The sequence below is a fragment of the Saccharospirillum impatiens DSM 12546 genome, assembly GCF_000423605.1.
Classification (GTDB): domain Bacteria; phylum Pseudomonadota; class Gammaproteobacteria; order Pseudomonadales; family Natronospirillaceae; genus Saccharospirillum; species Saccharospirillum impatiens.
The window spans coordinates 1-21,470 of the sequence record NZ_AUIH01000036.1 but is presented as its reverse complement, the minus strand read 5'-3'; the positions used below and the strand labels follow the sequence as shown (position 1 = coordinate 21,470).

Annotated in this window: 11 protein-coding genes; 9 read left to right on the top strand and 2 right to left on the bottom strand. The window is 58.6% G+C overall.

Annotated features, from left to right (window positions below):
* Nucleotides 1-61: 61 nt before the first annotated feature.
* Genes der through G565_RS0115345 form a run of 6 tightly spaced genes read left to right on the top strand, consistent with a single transcriptional unit; the run spans nucleotide 62 to nucleotide 6,976 of the window.
* A complete protein-coding gene (gene der, locus G565_RS24400) occupies nucleotides 62-1,465 on the top strand; it encodes a ribosome biogenesis GTPase Der (protein ID WP_051208033.1) in 1,404 nt (467 codons plus the stop codon).
* Complete coding sequence (locus G565_RS0115365) at nucleotides 1,422-2,123, top strand: hypothetical protein (protein ID WP_028671693.1); 702 nt, start codon at nucleotides 1,422-1,424, stop codon at nucleotides 2,121-2,123. Before der ends, G565_RS0115365 begins: the two co-directional genes overlap by 44 nt.
* On the top strand, nucleotides 2,113-2,679 hold the full coding sequence (locus G565_RS0115360; RefSeq protein ID WP_028671692.1) for a gamma-glutamylcyclotransferase: 567 nt from the start codon (nucleotides 2,113-2,115) through the stop codon (nucleotides 2,677-2,679). The genes G565_RS0115365 and G565_RS0115360 overlap by 11 nt, the downstream gene beginning before the upstream one ends.
* 24 nt (nucleotides 2,680-2,703) lie before the next feature.
* Nucleotides 2,704-3,372: an ABC transporter ATP-binding protein gene (locus G565_RS0115355; RefSeq protein WP_028671691.1), complete on the top strand. Its 669-nt coding sequence runs from the start codon at nucleotides 2,704-2,706 to the stop codon at nucleotides 3,370-3,372.
* Entirely contained in the window at nucleotides 3,327-5,867 is a 2,541-nt protein-coding gene (locus tag G565_RS0115350) for an FtsX-like permease family protein (RefSeq protein ID WP_051208030.1), read from the top strand. Before G565_RS0115355 ends, G565_RS0115350 begins: the two co-directional genes overlap by 46 nt.
* Complete coding sequence (locus tag G565_RS0115345) at nucleotides 5,864-6,976, top strand: lipocalin-like domain-containing protein (protein ID WP_037339652.1); 1,113 nt, start codon at nucleotides 5,864-5,866, stop codon at nucleotides 6,974-6,976. Before G565_RS0115350 ends, G565_RS0115345 begins: the two co-directional genes overlap by 4 nt.
* 142 nt (nucleotides 6,977-7,118) lie before the next feature.
* Here the strand turns inward: G565_RS0115345 and xseA are convergent, their stop codons facing one another.
* Complete coding sequence (gene xseA, locus G565_RS0115340) at nucleotides 7,119-8,444, bottom strand: exodeoxyribonuclease VII large subunit (RefSeq protein ID WP_028671688.1); 1,326 nt, start codon at nucleotides 8,442-8,444, stop codon at nucleotides 7,119-7,121.
* 240 nt (nucleotides 8,445-8,684) lie between these two features.
* Here xseA and guaB point away from each other — a divergent pair, with 240 nt between their 5' ends.
* The 3 genes from guaB to G565_RS0115320 all read left to right on the top strand — a co-directional run bounded on the left by guaB (nucleotide 8,685) and on the right by G565_RS0115320 (nucleotide 20,665).
* Nucleotides 8,685-10,154: an IMP dehydrogenase gene (gene guaB / locus G565_RS0115335; RefSeq protein ID WP_028671687.1), complete on the top strand. Its 1,470-nt coding sequence runs from the start codon at nucleotides 8,685-8,687 to the stop codon at nucleotides 10,152-10,154.
* A gap of 81 nt (nucleotides 10,155-10,235) precedes the next feature.
* Entirely contained in the window at nucleotides 10,236-11,813 is a 1,578-nt protein-coding gene (gene guaA, locus G565_RS0115330; protein WP_028671686.1) for a glutamine-hydrolyzing GMP synthase, read from the top strand.
* A 266-nt stretch (nucleotides 11,814-12,079) separates the two neighbouring features.
* Entirely contained in the window at nucleotides 12,080-20,665 is an 8,586-nt protein-coding gene (locus G565_RS0115320) for a GH36-type glycosyl hydrolase domain-containing protein (protein ID WP_211227190.1), read from the top strand.
* Between the two features lie 223 nt (nucleotides 20,666-20,888).
* On the opposite strand, the gene G565_RS24395 is transcribed toward G565_RS0115320, so the two are convergent.
* A complete protein-coding gene (locus G565_RS24395) occupies nucleotides 20,889-21,263 on the bottom strand; it encodes a porin family protein (protein WP_245584197.1) in 375 nt (124 codons plus the stop codon).
* Between the last annotated feature and the right edge of the window lie 207 nt (nucleotides 21,264-21,470).

Below are 21,470 nucleotides of genomic sequence, written 5' to 3'. Positions count from 1 at the left end.
GCCCATGATGGGCCTCGCGGTTTCTTGCATTTTATAGCCTCTAGAGGCACTGGAAGACGACATGATCCCTGTAATTGCCCTGGTCGGGCGACCCAATGTGGGTAAATCGACCCTGTTTAACCGCTTCACCCGCACCCGGGACGCCCTCGTGGCCGATTGGGCGGGCCTGACACGTGACCGTAAATACGGCGATGGCAAGCTGGGCGAGCGCCCCTTTATTGTTATCGATACCGGGGGCATCAGCGGGTTCGAGCAGGGGTTGGATGCGAAAATGGCCGAGCAGAGCCTTGCCGCCATTGAAGAGGCCGATGTCGTGCTGTTCATCACCGATGCCCAGGCGGGTGTGACCGCAGCTGACAATCACATAGCCCAGCATTTGCGCAAAACCGGCAAGAAAACCGTGCTGGTGGTGAACAAGACCGACGGTCTGGATACCGATGTCGTACTGGGCGACTTTCACGAGCTTGGCTTGTCGACTGACCCGTTGCCCATCGCTGCAGCGCATAACCGTGGCGTGCGCTCCTTGCTGGAACTTGCCCTGGAAGATTTTCCCGAGCCGGAACCCATTGAAAGCGCTGAGGACGAACACGATAACATTCGTCTGGCCATTGTCGGTCGGCCGAATGTCGGTAAATCGACGCTGATTAACCGCATCATGGGGGAAGACCGGGTGGTGGTGTACGACCAGGCTGGCACCACCATGGACAGCATCTATATCCCCTACGAGCGTGACGGCCAGGCCTATACCCTGATTGATACCGCCGGGATTCGGCGTCGGCGCAGCGTGTCTGAAGCCGTTGAAAAATTCTCCATCGTCAAAACCCTGCAAGCCATTCAGGACGCCAATGTGGTCGTGCTGGTACTGGATGCCCGGGATGGCCTGGTCGAGCAAGACATGCATATGCTGGGCTTCGTGCTGGAATCTGGCCGGGGTCTGGTCGTCGCCATCAATAAGTGGGATGGCCTCAGCGAAGACGAGAAAAAGAAGATCAAGGAAAGCATCGACCGGCGCATGCCGTTCCTCGACTGGGCTGATATGCATTTTATTTCTGCGCTGCATGGCACCAACGTGGGTCACCTCTACAAGTCGGTCGATCTGGCGTATCACTCGGCGCGGCGCAAGTGGAGCACCAATCAGCTGACCACCATCATGCAGGGCGTGATTGAATTGCATCAGCCGCCGATGGTGCGTGGACGCCGCATCAAACCCCGTTATGCTCACCAGGGCGGCTCGAACCCGCCGATCATTGTCATACACGGTAACCAGCTGGGTGATTTGCCGGGCAGCTACAAGCGGTATCTGGAAAACGCTTTTCGCAAAGCCCTGAAGGTGCGCGGAACGCCGATCCGGTTCGAATTTAAAGTGGGCGAGAACCCCTACGCCAACAAGCCTTCGGGCTTTGGTCCCAAGGGTGGACGTGGTGGCAAGCAAACGACTAAGAAAACACAGCGCGCTCGTCGCTAGCGCGCTGGCGTTATCGCTGCTGAGTCATATACCAGCAGCGTTCGCCGACGATACGAATCAGCTTGAGCGCTGCTATGAAGAGCTGGCTGTGCTCAGTGAGTCTCCGTTACGCACGCTTGACCGTTATCCCCGGTATTTGTTGCAACGACACCAGGCGTCGCAGGGCTCTGACCTTTCCGAAGACCTGGCACGTTGTGAGTCTCAGTTGTCGGTTCTGGTGGCCGAAAACCGGCAGCTTAACCCGGGCTTGCTGAGCCGGTTGTGCAACCAGTCGGAGCGTGTCCCGCGGGGCTATGACGATCTGCAGACCTATATGATGGGTATTCCGTCATTGCAGTGCGAAAGCCAATGGTTTGATGCGTTGACTCCAGCTCAGTGGCAGCAACTTCAGCCACAATTGGCCCGCATAAACGCGCTTGAATATGACTGCACCCTGGCGCTTGAATCGCTCGCCAGAGGAGGGCGATTGCGCGAGCAATTGGCGCAGACGACGCAACGACTGATCAGCCTCTCCCGACGGGTGTTTACGCCACGGTGGAACAGTACCCTGAACTCACTTCCAGCCGAAGTGGCCCTGGCATTGACCGAACGGGAAAGCCAGCTCGACCAGTGTGAGCGCTTGCTAACAGACCAACTGGCGGTTATCCATGTCGAATGACACCACAGCACTGAACCAGCAGAATACGCCACTCGACCATCTGGATGATGTTTGGTTGTTCGGCTATGGCTCCCTGCTCTACAAAGTTGATTTTCCCTATCTGGAGTGTCAGCCAGCCAGTATTTCGGGCTGGTCACGCCGATTCTGGCAAGGCTCTCACGATCACCGTGGTACGCCGGAAGCACCGGGTCGTGTGGTGACTCTGGTTGAGGAGCCCGGTGCCGTCTGTCATGGCCTGGGCTACCGGGTTACCCCGGATACCTTTGCCCACCTGGATGTGCGTGAGAAAAACGGGTATCTACGCTTTTTTACGCCCATGTCCTTTACTGACGGCCACTCTGTTGACGGACTGGTGTATGTGGCCAGCGATGCTAACCTGGCGTTTCTCGGTCCAGCCTTGCTAACCGACATGGCCCGTCACATTGCGGATAGCCACGGGCCTTCCGGGTCCAATGCCGACTACCTGCTGCAGCTTGATGAGGCCTTGCAAGAACTGGGCGCAGCGGATGATCATGTAGCCCAACTGGCCATCCGTGTTCGAGAACTGCTCGAATAACTCTGTTTACCCCCGCGAGGCGCCATGCTCAGGCTAAACCAGGTCGTCAAACAATTTGCCCAGCCCGATGGCGATGTCACCGTTCTGAATGGGGCCAACTTTCATTTGCCGGTTGGCCGGTCTGCGGCTTTATTGGGGGAAAGTGGCAGCGGTAAAAGCACCTTGTTGCACCTGATCGCCGGGCTCGATACACCTGATTCCGGTGACCTGACGATCGATGGGCGCAGCAGCCTTACCCTGCACACCAATGACTGGAATCGCCTGCGACGTGATCGGCTGAGCCTGATCTTCCAGCAATACCATCTGGTACCTACCCTGACCGTACTCGACAACCTGCAATTGCAAGCCCGGTTGAGCCACCGTCTGGATACCGCCTTTCGGGACCATCTGATTGATCGGTTGGGGCTCGACGGGCTGACCCGGCGCCTGCCTCATCAATTGTCCGGCGGGCAGCAACAGCGCGTTGCCATTGCCCGGGCGCTGTTGCATCGCCCGGCACTGGTTCTGGCCGACGAGCCGACGGGTAATCTGGATGAAGACACCAGTGAGCGGGTGATGGGCGTCCTGGTCGACCTGGTTCGCGAGACCGGCAGCAGTTTGCTCATGGTGACCCACAGCGCTCACATGGCAGGCTTTCTGGATGAACAATGGCGCCTGCAACATGGCCAGTTACGTCGGCTGTCCGGCGCGTGAAGGCCGGGTTCGCGCGCTTGCTGCGGGTGTTGTTGACGCTGCTGAGTCATTACCGGCGCCACCCTCTGCAAACGATGTTTCTGCTGACCGGCCTGGTCACGGGTGTCGCGCTCTGGTCGGCGGTGCAGGTGATCAACGCCCATGCCCGTGCCAGCTATGCCGAGGCCGATCAGGTGCTCGGCGCTCAGGCCAGCCATTGGGTGCGGGCACGCCAGGGGCAGGGTATTTCGGTTGACGATTACGTTCAGTTGCGCCGCCAGGGTTGGCGATCGGTTTACCCAATACTGGAACAACGACTGACCACGGCGGAGCAAGGCGTCATCAGTCTGATTGCGACCGATTTGCTGGTGTTACCCGCTGACGCGGCGACGGGCGATTCGGGGCTGGCTGAAGGCGGCTGGCTGCAGTTGGCCACGCCGCCGTTCGAGGTCTGGCTGCCCGAGACGCTGGCGCAACAGTTGGGCGTGGAAAGTGGGGAGCGGCTGCAACTGAGTAGCGGTCGTGAGTTGCCTCCGGCGCGGCTGTTCAGTCGCGAACAACAAGGCTTGCGTGCCTTCATGGACATCGGCGCTGCTCTGACGGTGCTGGATCAGTCGCGTCTGAGTTATCTGGTGGTTGCCGAACTGACGGTTGAAGATGAGGCCAGGCTAAACGCCGATCTGGCTGAACTGAACCCGGATCTGGCCCTGGTCGCCAATCAGCAACGGCTTGATTTGAATGAACTGACCCAGAGTTTGCACACCCAGTTGTCGGCCATGAGTCTGCTGTCGTTCGCCGTTGGCCTGTTTATCGTGTTCAATGCCGTGCGCTTTGCACTCACCTCGCGTCGGCACACGCTCACCACCTTGCGTGAACTGGGTGTCAGCCAGCGCTTGCTGCTGGCTGCAATCGCGCTGGAAACGCTGGTTATGAGTCTCGTCGGAACGGCCGGAGGACTGGCCCTCGGGTACGGGCTGAGTCTGTTGTTGCTACCGTCGGTCGCTGCCACCCTGCAAAACCTGTACGGCGCCGTACTGGATCACAACTTGCTGCTGCAACCCCAAACACTCATTCAGGCCTGGTTGCTGACGCTGGCGGGGCTGCTGCTGGCACTGGCCTGGCCGCTGTGGCGACTGGCGCGCCAGTCGATTCAATCGCAACGCGATGAACCGGCCGACTGGCAACAGGATGCCCGGGCCCGCAGGCGCCTGTTAGGGTTCAGCATGATATTGGCCGTTTTGGCAGTGCTGCTGTATTTCCGGCTGAACTCCATCGTCATGGGTTTCACGGTACTCGCGCTCATTCTGTTTGCCGGTGCCGGGCTGCTGCCCTGGAGCGTTGCTCTGGTGTTGCAGGGTATTCAGCGGGTTTTGCCCGCCTCAGCCTGGCGCCTGAACTGGGCCTGTGGCGATGGCCTGGCGCAGCTGGGCACTTTGCGTACAGCGCTTATGGCCCTGTTGCTGGCACTGACCGCCAACTTCGGCGTCGATTCACTGGTCGATTCGTTTCGAACGTCACTCAGTGACTGGCTGCAGCAACGCCTGGCGGCTGACCTGTTTGTGCAAAGCGATACGCTCGATATTGATGCACTGCTGGCTGAACCGGGTGACTGGCTGGTGGAATCTCACCGGCGCAACGGATTGACGGTACGCTGGCAAGACCGACCCACTCAGATACGGGGTCTGAATACAGAAACATCGGATACCCGGGCACTGCCTTTGGCCGCAGAATCTGATCGGGCATCTGACTGGTTTGACGGCGCACCGGACGTGATTTTTGCCAACGAGCAGGCGCGCTATCTGGCTGGCATAGAACTGGGTGACCGGGTGCAATTGCCCGTTGAAGGTCAAACAGTCTCGTTCGAGGTGGTTGGTTTCTATCACGATTACGGCAACCCGACCTATCAGTTTTACCTGCCCCATGAACGGGTTGAGGCGCTCTGGTCGACAGCGGGAGAGCAGGGTTTGGGCCTCTGGCTCAGTGACGATGCAGATGCTCTGGCCCGGGCGGAAGCGGCGCTTACCCGGGCCGGTGCCCGCCCCGGTGACTGGACCCGGCGCGACGATGTGCTGGCGATTTCCCTGCGCGTCTTCGACCGGACGTTCGCCATGACTGCCGCGATTAACGCCCTGACGTTTACCGTCGCCGGTATCGCCCTGCTGGCGTCGTTGCTGGCGATTCACCAGCAACGGCTGCCCAGCTATGCCCACTGGCGCAGTATGGGCGTGAGTGGCCCCGAGTGGCTGTTGATCGTCGGTTTGCCACTGGGTATCGGGTTGCTGGTGACCTGGTTGCTGTCGATCCCACTGGGCACCCTGCTGGCCGGACTGTTGATTTATGATCTGAACGTCCTGAGTTTTGGCTGGACCATGCCCCTGATCTGGCGGTTTGAACCGGCGCTGACGCTGTTCTGGCTGACGCTCGCTGTGGCTGGTTTTACCTTTGCGATCAGCGCCCTGCAAGTCCGCCTGCGGTTGCCGCAGGCATTGAAACATCTGGGGGAGGATGCGGCATGAGGGGTTCGTTGCCGATAGTTGCATGGTTGAGTGCCGTCGCCCTGGTCAGTCCGGTACTGGCCGAGAGTGATTCAGACGCAGGGTCTGCGCTCGATATCATGCGGGCCAGCGGCGAGGGCTACCGTACAGCTCTGCCCGGGCAACCCATAGGGTTTCCGCAAGATCATCTGGCCCACCCGGATTACCGCATCGAATGGTGGTACCTGACCGCCAACCTCATCGATACCGAAGGCCAGCCCTACGGCGTTCACTGGACTCTGTTTCGCACGGCGCTGCGCCCGGTTGATAGTGTTGTCGGGTGGTGGCGCAGTAACCAGATGTGGATGGCGCATTCGGCGGTTCATACACCCACCGGTCACCACTACGAAGAACGTTTTGCGCGAGGCGGTATTGGCCAGGCCGGTGTTGGCCTGGCGGAGGCAGGGCAGTTCAACGCCTGGCTGGATGACTGGCAATTGCTGGGCACCTCCGACGCCCCGGTGCCGGGCCACCTAAGCACCACGGTCAATGGCCTGGCCATTGAGCTCGACTGGCAGGCTGACCAGCCCTGGGTGTTGCACGGTGACAACGGTTTCAGCCAGAAATCCGGTCAGGGGCAGGGCAGTTACTACTACAGCCAGCCCCGTTTGCAGATCACCGGTGAACTGACCATCGACGGTACCGCGGTTCCGGTCTCCGGTGAAGGCTGGCTGGACCGAGAATGGAGTTCTCAGCCGCTGGCCCGGGATCAGCAAGGCTGGGACTGGTTTTCCCTTCAGTTTGACGATGGTACTTCGTTGATGGCCTTCCATCTGCGTCAGAAAGACGCAGAGCCCTATGTGCGAGGCACCTGGATAGATGCTGATGGGCAGTCGCGGTCACTCAATGAAGGCGATTTGGTGATTGAGCCTCTTGAGTGGGGCGAAGTGGTTGTGGACCCGGGCGAAGGCACTCGAAAATCGTTGCCACTGCGCTGGCGCATCGAACTCCCGAGTCAGAATGCCCGCTGGACGGTTCGGGCGCGGCAGGCTGACAGCTGGCTGGCGACGCTGGTGCCATACTGGGAAGGGCCGGTTAGGGTTGAAGGCAGTTCTGGCGGCGTCGGGTATTTGGAGATGACGGGGTATTAGGATAGCGGGTTGGATGCCGTGGTTTATTGTGCTCCCTGTCACCCAGAGGACTGGCTTCCTACAAAAGATTAAACCAGCCCCGGATAAACCGTAGGAGGCCAGTCCCCTGGGCGACGGGGAGCATCCCAGCCGGTGAAAACAACTATTCCACCCGGCTGGTCAGGGTACCATCACGCAATAGCGTCGTGATCCGATCTCCGGCTTTGGTTTGACTGGCCTGCTGAATAACCTGGCCATCTTCAGCCCGGGTGATGCTGTACCCGCGTTCAAGGGTATTCAGTGGTGACAGGGTATTCAGTTGCCCGGCATAGGCGGCCAGCTGCTGGCGCCGGGGTTTTATTTGTTCGTAACCCAGGCGTTCCAGGCGTTGCCGCCATTGGGCGAGTCGCTGTTGATCGGTCTTGAGGCGAACCATCGGGCTCGCCCGGTGCAATCGTTTTTCCAGTGCATCGAACCGCTGAACCCGCAGGCGTTGCTGACTTTGAGCGGTACTGACGAGTCGACGTTCCCGGTCATCCAGCCGCTGTTGCCATTCGCGCAAGAGTGTACCGGGGTCGCGCAAGCGCTGGCGTAAATACGACAACCGCTGCTGCGCCGTCTGGTTGATGGCCGACCAGCGTCTTACCAGCTGGTCGCGTCGGTGGGTGAGCAACTGGCGAATATCGGCCTGGTCCGGGCTGACCAGCTCGGCGGCCTGCGACGGTGTTGCTGCCCGCACATCGGCGACGAAGTCACTGATCGACACATCCACTTCATGACCGACCGCCGATACCACCGGCAGTGTTGAGGCAAACAGGGCTCTTGCTACGCCCTCGTCATTAAAACTCCACAGGTCTTCCAGCGAACCGCCGCCACGGCCGACAATCAACACATCGACCTGATTCAACCGATTCGCGGTTTCAATCGCGCTGATGATTTGCCCGGGTGCGTCAGCCCCCTGCACCTGAACCGGATAGAGAACCACACTGATCGCCGGGAAGCGGCGCTTCAGGACCGTTAGAATATCGTGCAGTGCGGCGCCGGTGCGCGAGGTCACGATGCCGACCCGGTGAATGGCACCTGGCAGGGGTTGCTTGTGCTCGGCCGCAAACAGGCCTTCGCGCTCCAGCTTCTCTTTCAGTTTGAAAAACGCCGCCTGCAGGGCGCCTTCGCCTTCGGGCTGAATGCTGGAGACGATGATTTGATAGTCACCCCGGCCCTCATAAAGGCTCAGTTTGCCCCGCAGCAGCACCTGGTCGCCTTCTTTGGGCTTATAGGCCGAGCGCGCCAGTACCGATTTGAACAGAGCGCAACGAATCTGGGCGCCCTGGTCCTTGAGGGTAAAATAGACATGGCCGGATGCCGGGCGAGACACATTGGATAACTCGCCGGTGACCGGTATCGCCGGGTATTGGGTTTCCAGCAGGAATTTGACCTGACGGTTCAGTTGGCTGACAGAAAGTGGGGCGTTTGGATCGGCAAGGCTCATGAACAGTCGAATCCGTAGGCAGGTCTGACCGGTCGGCAATGCCTGCTGTGCAGAGGCAAACAGGAGCGGAAAGCCGGAAAGATCCCGGTGCATTTACCGCGACCGCATTGAGGCACGGTATATAAGCGCGTTATTTAACCACAAAACTTTGTTCGCAGGCAAAAATGGTTATAATGCCGCCGCAATTCGGATCCGACTCTGTTCGGATCGTTTCCCACACACCCCGGAGGGAAGTCCACCATGTTGCGTATTGCCGAAACCGCCCTAACCTTTGACGACGTCTTGCTTGTACCCGGTTATTCCGAAGTACTGCCCAAAGACGTAACGCTGAAAACCCAGCTTACCCGCAACATCAGTCTGAACATCCCTCTGGTCTCGTCGGCGATGGATACCGTTACCGAAGCTCGTCTGGCCATTGCCATGGCGCAGGAAGGTGGTATCGGCATTATTCACAAGGCGATGACCATTGAAAAGCAGGCGCAGCAAGTGCGGCTGACCAAAAAGTTTGAAGCCGGCGTGGTCCGCGACCCCATCACCATTGAGAAATCCGCCAGCGTGCGTGAGCTGCTGGCCCTGACCCGGGAAAACAACATTTCCGGCGTGCCGGTGATGGAAGGCGACGATCTGGTGGGTATTGTGACCAGCCGCGATGTCCGGTTCGAAAAGAACCTGGATGCCCGTATCGAAACCGTCATGACCGGCCGGGACCAACTGGTGACGGTCAAAGAGGGCGTCAGCCCCCAGGAAGTGCGCGACCTGCTGCACGAGTACCGCATCGAGAAAGTACTGGTAGTCGATGACGATTTCCGGTTACGCGGTCTGATGACGGTAAAAGACATCAACAAAGCCGAAGCTTACCCGAATGCCTGTAAGGATGCCGATGGTCGCCTGCGCGTCGGTGCCGCAGTCGGTACCGGGCCTGAAACGCCGGACCGGGTCGATGCCCTGGTGCGAGCGGGAGTCGACGTTATTGTGGTTGATACCGCTCATGGCCATTCCAAAGGCGTGATTGACCGGGTGCGCTGGGTTAAGGAAAACTACCCGCAAGTCGACGTCATCGGTGGCAACATTGCAACCGCCGACGCGGCACTGGCACTGGCTGAAGCGGGCGCCGATGGCGTTAAAGTGGGCATTGGCCCCGGTTCTATCTGCACCACCCGAATCGTTGCCGGTGTTGGTGTGCCGCAAGTATCGGCAGTCGCCAATGTCTCTGCTGCGCTGAACGATAAAGGCATACCGGTCATTGCCGACGGTGGTATTCGTTTCTCCGGCGATCTGGCCAAGGCCATCGTGGCTGGTGCTTCGGTGATTATGGCCGGCAGCATGTTTGCCGGTACCGACGAGTCGCCCGGTGAAGTGGAGCTGTTTCAGGGCCGCGCGTACAAAAGCTACCGGGGCATGGGTTCCATTGGCGCCATGGGTCAGACCCAGGGGTCCAGTGACCGGTACTTCCAGACGGTGGAAAGCGGCGTTGAAAAACTGGTGCCGGAAGGCATTGAAGGGCGTATCGCCGTTAAAGGCCCGTTGCACGCTGTGGTGCACCAGCTGATGGGCGGGCTGCGCGCCGCCATGGGGTACACCGGTTGCCGCTCGATCGAAGAAATGCGCACCAAACCGGAATTTGTGCAGATCACCGGTGCGGGCATCAAGGAATCGCACGTACACGATGTGCAGATCACCAAGGAAGCGCCAAACTACCGGGTTAGCTAAGCCCGAATCAGAAGCGGCCCGAGGGCCGCTTTGTTGTTAATACGATCAGACCCCATTCAGGACAACCAGCCGGAACCCGCCATGAGCCACCTCGACATTCATGCCCAGAACATCCTCATTCTCGATTTCGGATCCCAGTACACCCAGTTGATCGGACGCCGCGTGCGTGAGATTGGGGTTTACTGTGAAATCCGCCCCTACGACATGACCAGCGAAGAGATTCGTGCGTTCAACCCGAACGGTATCATCCTCTCTGGCGGACCGGAGTCGGTGCATGCTGAGGACTCACCCCGGGCGCCCCAGGCGGTATTTGACCTTGGCGTCCCGGTGCTGGGCATTTGCTATGGCATGCAAACCATGGCTGAGCAATTGGGTGGCTCGGTCATCGGGTCGAAAGAACAGGAATTTGGTTACGCCGAAGTGCAGGTCGATACCGCGTCACGGCTGCTTGATGGTCTGAGTGACAAAACCTCCAAGGGGCTGGATTTTCTGGACGTCTGGATGAGCCACGGTGACAAAGTGAGCGCCATGCCGGACGGCTTCTCGTTGATGGCATCGACCCCCAGTTGCCCGATTGCCGGTATGGCCAACGATGAACGACGCTTCTATGGCGTGCAGTTCCACCCGGAAGTGACCCACACTCTGAAGGGACTGGACATTCTGGAGCGCTTTGTTCGCACCTTGTGCGGGTTGGATGCCTTGTGGACGCCGGCCAACATCATCGATGATCTGGTCGATAAAGTGCGCGACCAGGTAGGCAGCCAGCATGTCTTGCTTGGCCTGTCCGGCGGTGTGGATTCTTCCGTCGTAGCCGCCCTGTTGCACAAAGCCATTGGTGATCAGCTGACCTGCGTGTTTGTCGATAATGGTCTGCTGCGCAAGCAGGAAGGTGACCAGGTTATGGCCACTTTTGCCCGGGAGATGGGCGTAAAAGTCATCCGCGTCAACGCCGAAGAGCGTTTCCTCAATGCACTGCAAGGCGAAGCCGACCCGGAGAAAAAACGCAAAATCATCGGTCACCAGTTCATTGAAGTGTTCGACGAAGAAGCCTCGAAAATCCCCGATGTTGCCTTTCTGGCCCAGGGCACTATTTACCCGGATGTCATTGAATCCGCCGCCTCCAAAACCGGCAAGGCGCACGTGATCAAATCCCACCACAACGTCGGTGGGCTGCCGGACGACATGGCCCTGAAACTGGTCGAGCCATTGCGTGAGTTGTTCAAAGATGAAGTGCGCAAGATCGGCATGGAACTGGGCCTGCATTACGACATGGTCTACCGCCACCCCTTCCCGGGGCCGGGCCTGGGCGTGCGCATTCTCGGCGAAGTTAAAAAAGAATACGCGGACCTGTTGCGTGAAGCCGACGCCATCTTCATTGAAGAACTGCACCGGGCTGACTGGTACCACAAGACTTCACAGGCGTTTGCCGTGTTCCTGCCAGTCAAATCGGTCGGCGTGGTCGGCGATGGCCGTCGCTACGAATGGGTGATCGCCGTGCGCGCGGTAGAAACCATCGATTTCATGACCGCCCGCTGGGCGCACCTGCCTTATGAAATGATGGAGCGCGTGAGTAACCGGATAATTAACGAGATCTCTGGCGTATCACGTGTCGTGTATGACATTTCCGGTAAGCCGCCGGCGACGATTGAGTGGGAGTGACCGGTACTCCCAGGCATTGAACTGTTGATGGACGCTATGGTTGACTATGCCTTTGCGGCAATCGCCCGGGACGGTGCAGCTAATGTGGAGGTGTCGATTCGACTGCGGAAAGCGCTTTGTGTGCTGCTTTACGCAGGCGCTCTAAATCTGAACGATTCGCATTAACTTGCCAGAATGGCTATGTGGGCTAGTGCACCGACCGGGGTGTGTCTCATTGCCTATGATTTGATGGTTTTAAAGGGAGCAAAACCATCAAAGCGTTCACAGTGTCAGCCCGGACAGGGAATGAAATACGCCATGATCGGGACACCCAATTATTGCGCGCTGAGCTGTTCAGTATTGAGCAACTCAAGCGTCACGCGGTTTTTCTGGGAAGTCAGCATCAAATAGACCCGCACCCGGGTCCGGACACATTGCTGTCGCGCCTGGAGGATAACGCAGGCGTCCTCTTGGCGGCCTATCAAGTGGTCACCGTGGCCGCGACGGCAGGCCAGCGTATTGTGCCTACAGAGGCCTGGCTGCTCGACAACTTCTATTTGATTGAACAGCAGGTTGGCCTGGCACGCCGACTGCTGCCACGTGGATACAGCCGGCAATTACCCCGTTTGGCCGACGGCCATTCGGCCGGTTTCCCCCGAATTTACGACCTGGCGCTGGCGTTGATCTCCCACATGGATGGCCGCGTCGACAGCGAAAACGTGACCCAATTCATTGCCGCCTACCAAACGGTAGAACCCCTGACGCTAGGTGAACTGTGGGCTTTTCCCATCATGTTGCAATTGGCGTTGCTGGAAAATTTGCGTCGCGTTGGCGTGCGCATTGCCCAGCGGCGAGAGGAACGGGATGCCGCCATTACCTGGGCAGATCGCATGCTTGCGGCGGCCGAGAGCGACCCGAAGCAATTAATTCAGTTGCTGGCGGAGTTTGCCTATGCCGACGTACCACTGACGGCACCCTTTGTGGAGGAGTTTTATGACCGGCTTCAGGTAATGGGGCCTGCCATGGCCTTCGTGCAAACCTGGGTCGAGCAGACGTTGCTTGAACAGGGGGTAACTGCATCGAAGTTGTCGGAGGCGGCCGGGCGGACGGATGCCGCGAATCAGATCTCCATTGCCAACAGTATTGGCAGTCTGCGCTTCATTGGCACCATGGACTGGACGCTCTATGTTGAGTCGCTCAGTATCGTCGAAATAACGTTGCGCGAAGACCCTTCTGGCATGCACGCATGCCAGGATTTCGCGACCCGTGATCGCTACCGGCATGTCATCGAAGACGTAGCACGGGCCAGCCCCCTCAGTGAAATAGAGGTAGCACGCGAAGCCATCGTGTTGGCCCAGGCGGCGGCTGCCGAGCGGGGTGGGGATGATCGGAGTGTGCATGTGGGCTACTACCTGGTCGATCGGGGGCGTCCCTGCCTGGAACGGGCAGTCGGCTACCGTTCGTCATGGGCAGATCGTGTCAGGAAAGTGAGTCGGCATTGCCGACTTGCTCTGTATCTCGGCGCTATCGCGTTACTCACACTGCTGACGACTGCCGGTGTGCTAACCGTTCTGGGTGGATTCGCTCTCCCAGTCTGGTACTACGGATTTTTTGCGATAACTGGCATGGTGGCTGGCTCGGCGCTGGCAGTCGCTTTGGTCAACCAGGCCGTCATACTGTTTATGCCACCGCGCGCTTTGCCGCGACTGGATTTCTCCCGGGGAATTCCGGCGGTCCACCGCACCATGGTGACCGTGCCAACGCTGCTGTGCAGTCGGCAGCAGATTGATGCTCTGCTGGAGGCACTGGAGATTCGATACCTGGGCAATCGCGATGCCAATCTGTATTTTTCCCTGTTAACGGACTTCTCTGATGCGCCCGAGCAAACGTTGCCGGGCGATGCTGACTTGCTTGACCACGCACGTGCGGCGGTTTTAGCGCTCAATGACACCTACCGTGATGACCGACCCTGTATTTTTTATCTTTTTCACCGGCCGCGGTTGTGGAATTCGTACGAGCGGGTCTGGATGGGTTACGAGCGCAAACGTGGCAAGTTGGAGCAGTTTAACGCCTTGCTACGGGGTGAGGCGCCTCTGGCGTTTTCAAACATCGTAGGTGATCAGGCTATCCTGAGTTCGATCAGGTACGTCATCACGCTGGACACCGATACTCAATTGCCGCGAGACGCCGCCTTCAACCTGGTTGGCAATCTGGCGCACCCACTCAATCGGCCGGTTTACGACGCCGCTTGCGGCCGTATCGTTGAGGGCTACGCGATTCTTCAGCCGCGCGCTTCGATCAGCCTGACCAGCGCCGGCCAGTCACGTTTTACCCGGCTGTTCGCAGGAGACTCAGGTCTCGACCCTTACACGCGCGAGGTATCAGATGTGTACCAGGATGTGTTCGGGGAAGGCTCGTTCATTGGCAAGGGCATATACGATGTCGATGCGTTTCGTCAGGCTGTTGACGGCCGCTTTCCGGAGAACCTTATCCTCAGTCACGACTTGCTGGAAAGCGGCTATGCGCGCTCGGCGCTGGTGACCGATGTCGACCTGATTGAGGAGCAACCAGCCAGCATTGCCATCGAGTCCAGTCGACGTCATCGCTGGATACGGGGTGACTGGCAACTGATCGGCTGGCTGCTGCCACGGGTGCCGGGGCCGCCCGGAGTGAATGGCGATGAATCACGTCGACAGGCGAACCCGCTGTCGGCTTTGTCCATCTGGAAAATTTTCGACAACCTGCGACGCAGTCTGGTAGCCCCAGCGCTGCTTGCCATATTGGCAGGCGGTTGGCTGGCGGGTCCGGGACCCGCCTGGTTAGGGGTGCTTTTCGCGTTGACGGTGCTGTTCTTACCGGTTGCGCTGTCCACTTTAACAGGTCTGATCCGCAAGCCTGCGCAAGTCGACTGGTTGCTGCATCTGAGCCTGTCTGGGAAGTCAGCGGGCCGTCCAATCACGCTGGCCGTTCTGACCCTAATGTTTTTACCCTATGACACGCTGATTGCCCTCCGGGCAATCTGGCATTCCGTTGTTCGCATGGCGTTCACGCGGCGCGGCTTATTGCTGTGGCAATTGCCGGGTTATGCACGTCGCAATGCTTGCCGGTCACTGCCTGAATTTTTCCGGGAGATGTGGATTGCCCCCTTGCTGGTGGCCGGGCTGGGTGTGATTCTGGTCATGTTGGCGCGCCCGGCGTCGGTGTGGCTTGCAGCCGCCCCGGTGCTTTTGATGTGGCTGCTGATGCCCGTTGTCGGCTGGTGGATCAGCCAGCCCCTGATAGCGCCCAAGCCTGGTTTAAGTAGCGAGCAACGAACATTTTTACGGCTGGCAGCCCGCCGCACCTGGCGCTATTTTGTCGACTTTGTCGGGCCGGTCGACCATTGGTTGCCACCCGACAATTTTCAGGCCTATCCGGCTGCGACGGTTGCCTCGCGCACGTCGCCAACCAACATGGGCATGTCGCTGCTGGCCGACCTGGCCGCGGTCGACTTTGGCTATATTACCCCGACAGAGTGCCTGCATCGCGTCGGCAACACCCTGACGTCGATGGAAAAGCTGGAACGCTACCATGGCCATTTTTTCAACTGGTATGACACCCGAACCTTGTTGCCCTTGTACCCGAGATACGTCTCTTCGGTAGACAGCGGTAACCTGGCCGGCAGTCTGCTCACGTTGGAAGCGGGGTTGGTCGAACTGAAAAGCCGGCCTTTATTGTCACCGGGCGCCTTGTACGGTTTGCAGGACACGCTGCAGCTACTGGCGGAACAGGTACCCGTGTCACCCTCGGTCAAACTGGCGGAAAACATACGCCAGGTGCAGAGCACCCTGGTTACGATCATACGGGAGGGACCACCGCAGTTGCCTGGCGATGTTGTGAGCGCGTTGGACAAGATTCGTCAGGCCAGTGACGGACTGATTGCCTGGCTGCCAGCAACGGTGGACAACGACAGTGAACTGCTCTATTGGATGCAGACTTTCGACCAGCAATTCCAGGCGCTTTGCGACGACGTTGAAGATCGCACGCTAACGGCAGGGCAACACAAAGGTCTTGCGAACAAGGTGGGGTTGGCTGACAACGCTGTCGGGGTCGTGCAGCAGCAACTCGATCTTATCGACACCTTGGTGGACCGCTGTCGGGCGCTGGCCGATATGGATTTCGGGTTTCTCTACGATGACGGGGCGAGTTTGTTGAGCATAGGCTATGACGTCGGTGAACGGCGACGCGATCCTGCCTGTTACGATCTTCTGGCATCGGAGGCGCGCCTGGCCAGCTTCCTGCTGATTGCGCGAGGGCAGGTGCCGCAGAAACACTGGTTCGCACTCGGCCGGCTTTTGACCAGCCATGGTGGCGATGTCAGCCTGATTTCGTGGAGTGGCTCGATGTTCGAATACCTGATGCCGCAACTGATCATGCCCAGTTACGCCAATACGCTGCTGGACCAGACTTGCAAGTCCGCCGTGTCACGCCAGATCGAGTACGGCCGGCAACGCGCTGTGCCCTGGGGCATTTCTGAATCCTGCTACAACGCGACTGATATCGATCACGTTTACCAGTATCGGGCATTCGGTGTGCCAGGTCTTGGCTTCAGACGCGGTTTGGGCGATGACCTTGTCATCGCACCGTATGCCAGCGCCCTGGCGTTGATGGTGATGCCTCAGGAGGCCTGCCGCAATTTGCAAGCGCTGGCCGAGCAGGGTTTCCTCGGTACCCATGGCTTTTATGAAGCCATTGACTATACGCCCACACGCGTGGCTCGGGGCAAGCAGCACGCCATCGTGCAAAATTTCATGGTGCACCACCAGGGCATGAGTTTGCTGGCGTTTGCGCATGTCTTGTTCGATCAGCCCATGCAACGCCGTTTTATGTCCGACCCGCTGATTCGGGCGACTGAGTTGTTGTTGCAAGAGCGGGTTCCGAAGCATGGCGACAGGCTGAATCCTCACGCGGCCGAAGTAAGCGCCGCTGCTCGCCCGCCAAGCGTGGAGGCGGGTTCGAACATGCGAGTTTTTACCGATCCCAATACCCGACTCCCTGAGGTTCACCTGCTGTCGAACGGGCGCTATCACGTTATGGCGACCCATGCCGGTGGTGGCAGCAGCCGCTGGCACGATGTCGCTGTTACTCGCTGGCGTGAAGACGCCACCTGCGATAACTGGGGTACCTTTATTTATCTGCGTGACCGCGATTCCGGACAATACTGGTCAACAGCCTATCAGCCGACGTTGTGCGAGGCCGACTATTACGAAGCGATTTTCGTGCAGGCGCGGGCGGAATACCGGCGCTGTGACCACGCGATCGAAGCGCACACCGAGATCAGCGTCTCCCCGGAAGACGATGTCGAGATCCGTCGCGTCACACTGACTAACCAGTCCTCCCGTACCCGCCACATAGAAGTGACGAGTTTTGCGGAAGTGGTGCTGGCACCGCTGAATGCCGATCTGGCGCATCGCTCGTTCAGTAATTTGTTCGTTCAGACTGAAATATTGCCCGGGCAGCAGGCCATTCTCTGCACTCGACGCCCGCGCACGCCCGGCGAGCAGGTGCCCTGGATGTTTCACCTGCTGGCAGCGCCCGGCGCTCTGGCCGAGCACTTATCTTGTGAAACCGACCGGGCCCGCTTCATCGGCCGCGGCCGCACGGCGGCCAATCCGGTGGTGCTGGACAGCGCAGATCGACAGTCGAGCTTGTCGAACACCGAGGGTGCAGTGCTCGACCCCTGTGTGGCCATTCGCAGCATTCTGACGTTGTCTGCTGATCAAACCGCTTGCGTGCAAATCATTTCCGGGATTGCAGACACGCGCGAAGGCGCACTGGCATTGCTCGAGAAATACGCCGAACGCCACTTCGTTGAACGCGCATTCGAAATGGCCTGGTTTCAGAGCCAGGAGGTGTTGCGGCACCTCAATGCGAGCGAAGCCGATGCCCAGGTTTTTGGCCGTTTGGCCAACTCGGTCATTTATGGCAATAACTTGCGCCGTGCGGATTCCGACGTCATTGCCCGAAACCAGCTGGGGCAGCCGGGATTGTGGCGCTTTGCCATCTCGGGCGATCTGCCGATTGTGCTGCTGCTCATCGGTGACCTGCATCGCATCGATCTGGTCAAACAGGTGCTGCAGGCGCATGCCTATTGGCGGCTGAAAGGTCTCGCCGTTGACCTGGTGATCGTTAATGAAGATTTTTCCGGCTACCGGACAGAGCTGCAGGACATGATCACGAGGCTTGTCAACGCGGGACCCGAGGCACAGGTAGTTGATAAACCGGGAGGCGTCTTTGTCCGCCGTGCCGACGAGCTTTCGGAGGACGAACGTGTCCTGCTGCAAACGGTCGCGCGCATCGTCTTCAGCGACACGGCTGAGACTCTGATCGAACAAGCCGATCGCCGCGTTTCGGCAGAACGCAAATCCGACTTGCTGGTGCCTTCGAGCAGAGCGAGCGCCGAACCGGTGCAGCCGCTAGCCGAGCGTGAGCGTATTTTCTGCAATGGGCTGGGCGGCTTTACCACCGATGGCCACGAATACGTCATCACTCTGGAGCCGGGACAAACCACGCCGATGCCCTGGGCTAACGTCATTGCCAGCCCGCACATTGGTACGGTTGTCAGTGAGAGTGGCAGTGCCTATACCTGGGTGGGTAACGCGCATGAATTTCGTCTTACCCCCTGGCAAAACGACCCGCTCAGTGACAGCAGTGGCGAGGCATTCTACATTCGCGATGAAGACACTGGCGCGTACTGGTCGCCGACACCGCTGCCGGCCCGTGGCCGCTCCGGCTATGTGTGTCGGCACGGTTTTGGCTACAGTGTGTTTGAGCATTGTGAGGCGGGTATTGCGTCGGAAATGACCACCTATGTTGCCATGGATGCACCCGTCAAGTTTGTGGTGATCAGGGTGCACAATCAGTCGGGGTATGCGCGCAGTCTGTCGCTCACCGGGTGCTGGGAACTGGTGCTTGGTGAGTTGCGCCACACCAACCTGATGCATGTTGTTACCGAGGTCGATCTGCAAACGGGGGCATTGTTAGCTCGCAATACCTACGGACGTGAATGTGCCAACCGGATCGTATTCGCACAGGTCAGCGAGGGCGAGCGCTCAGTGACGGGTAACCGGACTGAGTTCATTGGCCGCAATGGTGCGCTTACCCATCCGGCAGCGATGCGCCGTGAGCGTTTGTCGGGCGCAACTGGGGCTGGATTCGATCCGTGTGCCGCGATTCAGACCCGAATTGAACTCGATCCCGGTCAGGACCGCGAGATTGTCTTCGTCTTCGGCGCGGCCGAGAACACCGATGAAGCGCGCCACTTCATTAAACAATTCGGCGGCCGGGCGGGCGCACGGCAAGCGTTGGAGGCTGTATGGGATCACTGGAACCGTACGCTGGGCGCTATCAACGTCGACACCCCCGACGTGGCACTGAACGTACTGGCCAATGGTTGGTTGGTCTATCAGACGTTGTCTTGTCGGTTGTGGGGTCGCAGTGGCTATTATCAGTCCGGCGGGGCCTATGGTTTCCGCGACCAGCTGCAGGACACCATGGCGCTGGTCCATACCACGCCCTGGCTCGTGCGTGAGCAATTGCTCCGGCACGCCGGTCGCCAGTTTCTCAAAGGCGATGTGCAACACTGGTGGCATCCACCGGGCGGGCAGGGCGTACGCACGCATTTCTCCGACGATTATCTATGGCTACCCTACGCCACATGCCGTTATGTGCAGTCGACGGGTGATACCGCTGTACTCGACGAGTCCATCCATTTTCTGGAGGGCCGTGAGCTGAATGCGCAAGAGGAAGCCTACTATGATCAGCCGCAACGCTCGTCCGAAGCGGCCAGTCTTTACGAACACTGCGTGCGCGCGCTTAAGCACGGCATGCGCTTTGGTGCTCACCAACTGCCGCTGATGGGCTGCGGCGACTGGAACGATGGCATGAATCTCGTCGGCAAGGAGGGCCGGGGTGAGAGCGTCTGGCTGGCCTGGTTTCTGGTTGATAATCTTGATCAGTTTGCCAGCCTTGCCCGTGCCCGCGATGATCATGCGTTTGCCGATATTTGCACTGATCAGGCGACACAGTTGCGCGGCAATATTGAGGCTCAGGCCTGGGATGGAGCCTGGTATCGGCGAGCTTATTTTGATGACGGTAAGCCTTTGGGTTCGAGCACTAACGAAGAATGCCAGATCGATTCAATCAGCCAGAGCTGGGCGGTGATTTCCAGAGGCGGCGATCCGCTCAGGGCTCGCCAGGCCATGTCAGCGGTAGACCGCAGACTGGTGCGGCGTGACAACAAAATCATTCAATTGCTTGACCCTCCCTTTAACGCATCGGACCTGGAGCCCGGTTACATCAAAGGCTATATTCCCGGAGTGCGGGAAAACGGCGGTCAATATACCCATGCCGCGATCTGGGCCACGATGGCACTCGCTCTGCAGGGCGATACCGAGCGCGCCTGGGAATACTTTGACATGCTTAACCCGGTACACCACGGAAGTACGGCTGAATCCATTGAACGCTACAAAGTCGAGCCGTACGTGATGTGTGCTGACATTTATGGCGTGACACCACACCTGGGGCGCGGTGGCTGGACCTGGTACACCGGAGCGGCGGGTTGGATGTATCGGTTGACGGTAGAAACCCTGCTGGGATTGCAATTGGAGGCTGATCATCTGCGCATCAGACCCTGTATACCAGCCGGTTGGGATGACTATAAAATCCATTACCGTTTTGGTGACACCTGCTATCACATTACTGTCGATTGCCGTGGCCGGACCAGTGGAGTGGCAGATCGTATGACAGTGGATGGAACCGAGCATTCCGACATGCGAATACCACTGATCGATGATCGTCAGGAACACTTTGTCGAGGTGACGTTGGGCGGATAGGGTCGACCGATTCGTCTACAGACCCGCTGGATGAGCTACACGGATGTAGCTTAAAAGAAAGCAGGAGACGTTTTTCAACAATCTCTCAAAGCACCGTTTCCGGTACGGTTATTGTGGCAACTGCGTGATGTATTGCGGAAGAGGTGCTGTTCGCAGTGGCAGCGTTCCGTTCCGGCAATGGCCACCCGGTAACGCTGCCTGCAAAGCCGTCAGTGGTGTTGCATCAAAAGTTATAGCCCAGACCTACTGTATACGCCCATACTCCATCGTCCTGGAACGCGTCGGAAGCGTCACTGGTGCTATCGAAAAGGAACTGATACTCAACCCGTGACAGGAAATAGGTCTTCGTTTGAACGTAGTATTTCAATCCTGTCTCCAGGCCGGCGAAGGCGCTATTGTTGATGCCATCGCCATAGATGCCACCAAGGCTAGCGCCAACAAATGGCCGAGCGCGATCATTAAGGAACTGGTAGTTAGTGCCCGTCCAGAAAGGGCGATTTTTCAGAAAGATGCCAACGTCCTCCATTGGTCGTCGGATCCGCTTGGTGGTAACCCCCGCTTTTAGCTTTTTTTCCTGCCATAACCAATCAAAATCCAATCAGTACGACAAATTCGGCGTAGCCGCCTCTGTGCCAGCACCTTTCTGACCCTTGTATCTGGCGGTGATCGAGTCAGTCGCAGCGCTAGCTGCTGTTCAACCTAACCAGACGCGTCAGGTTATAGCTGATGGCCGACGCCCAGACAAAAGACATGAAGCCGTCTTCGCCTTTCCATAACGCTTTTGAAGCCCCAAAGGCTCGTTTGA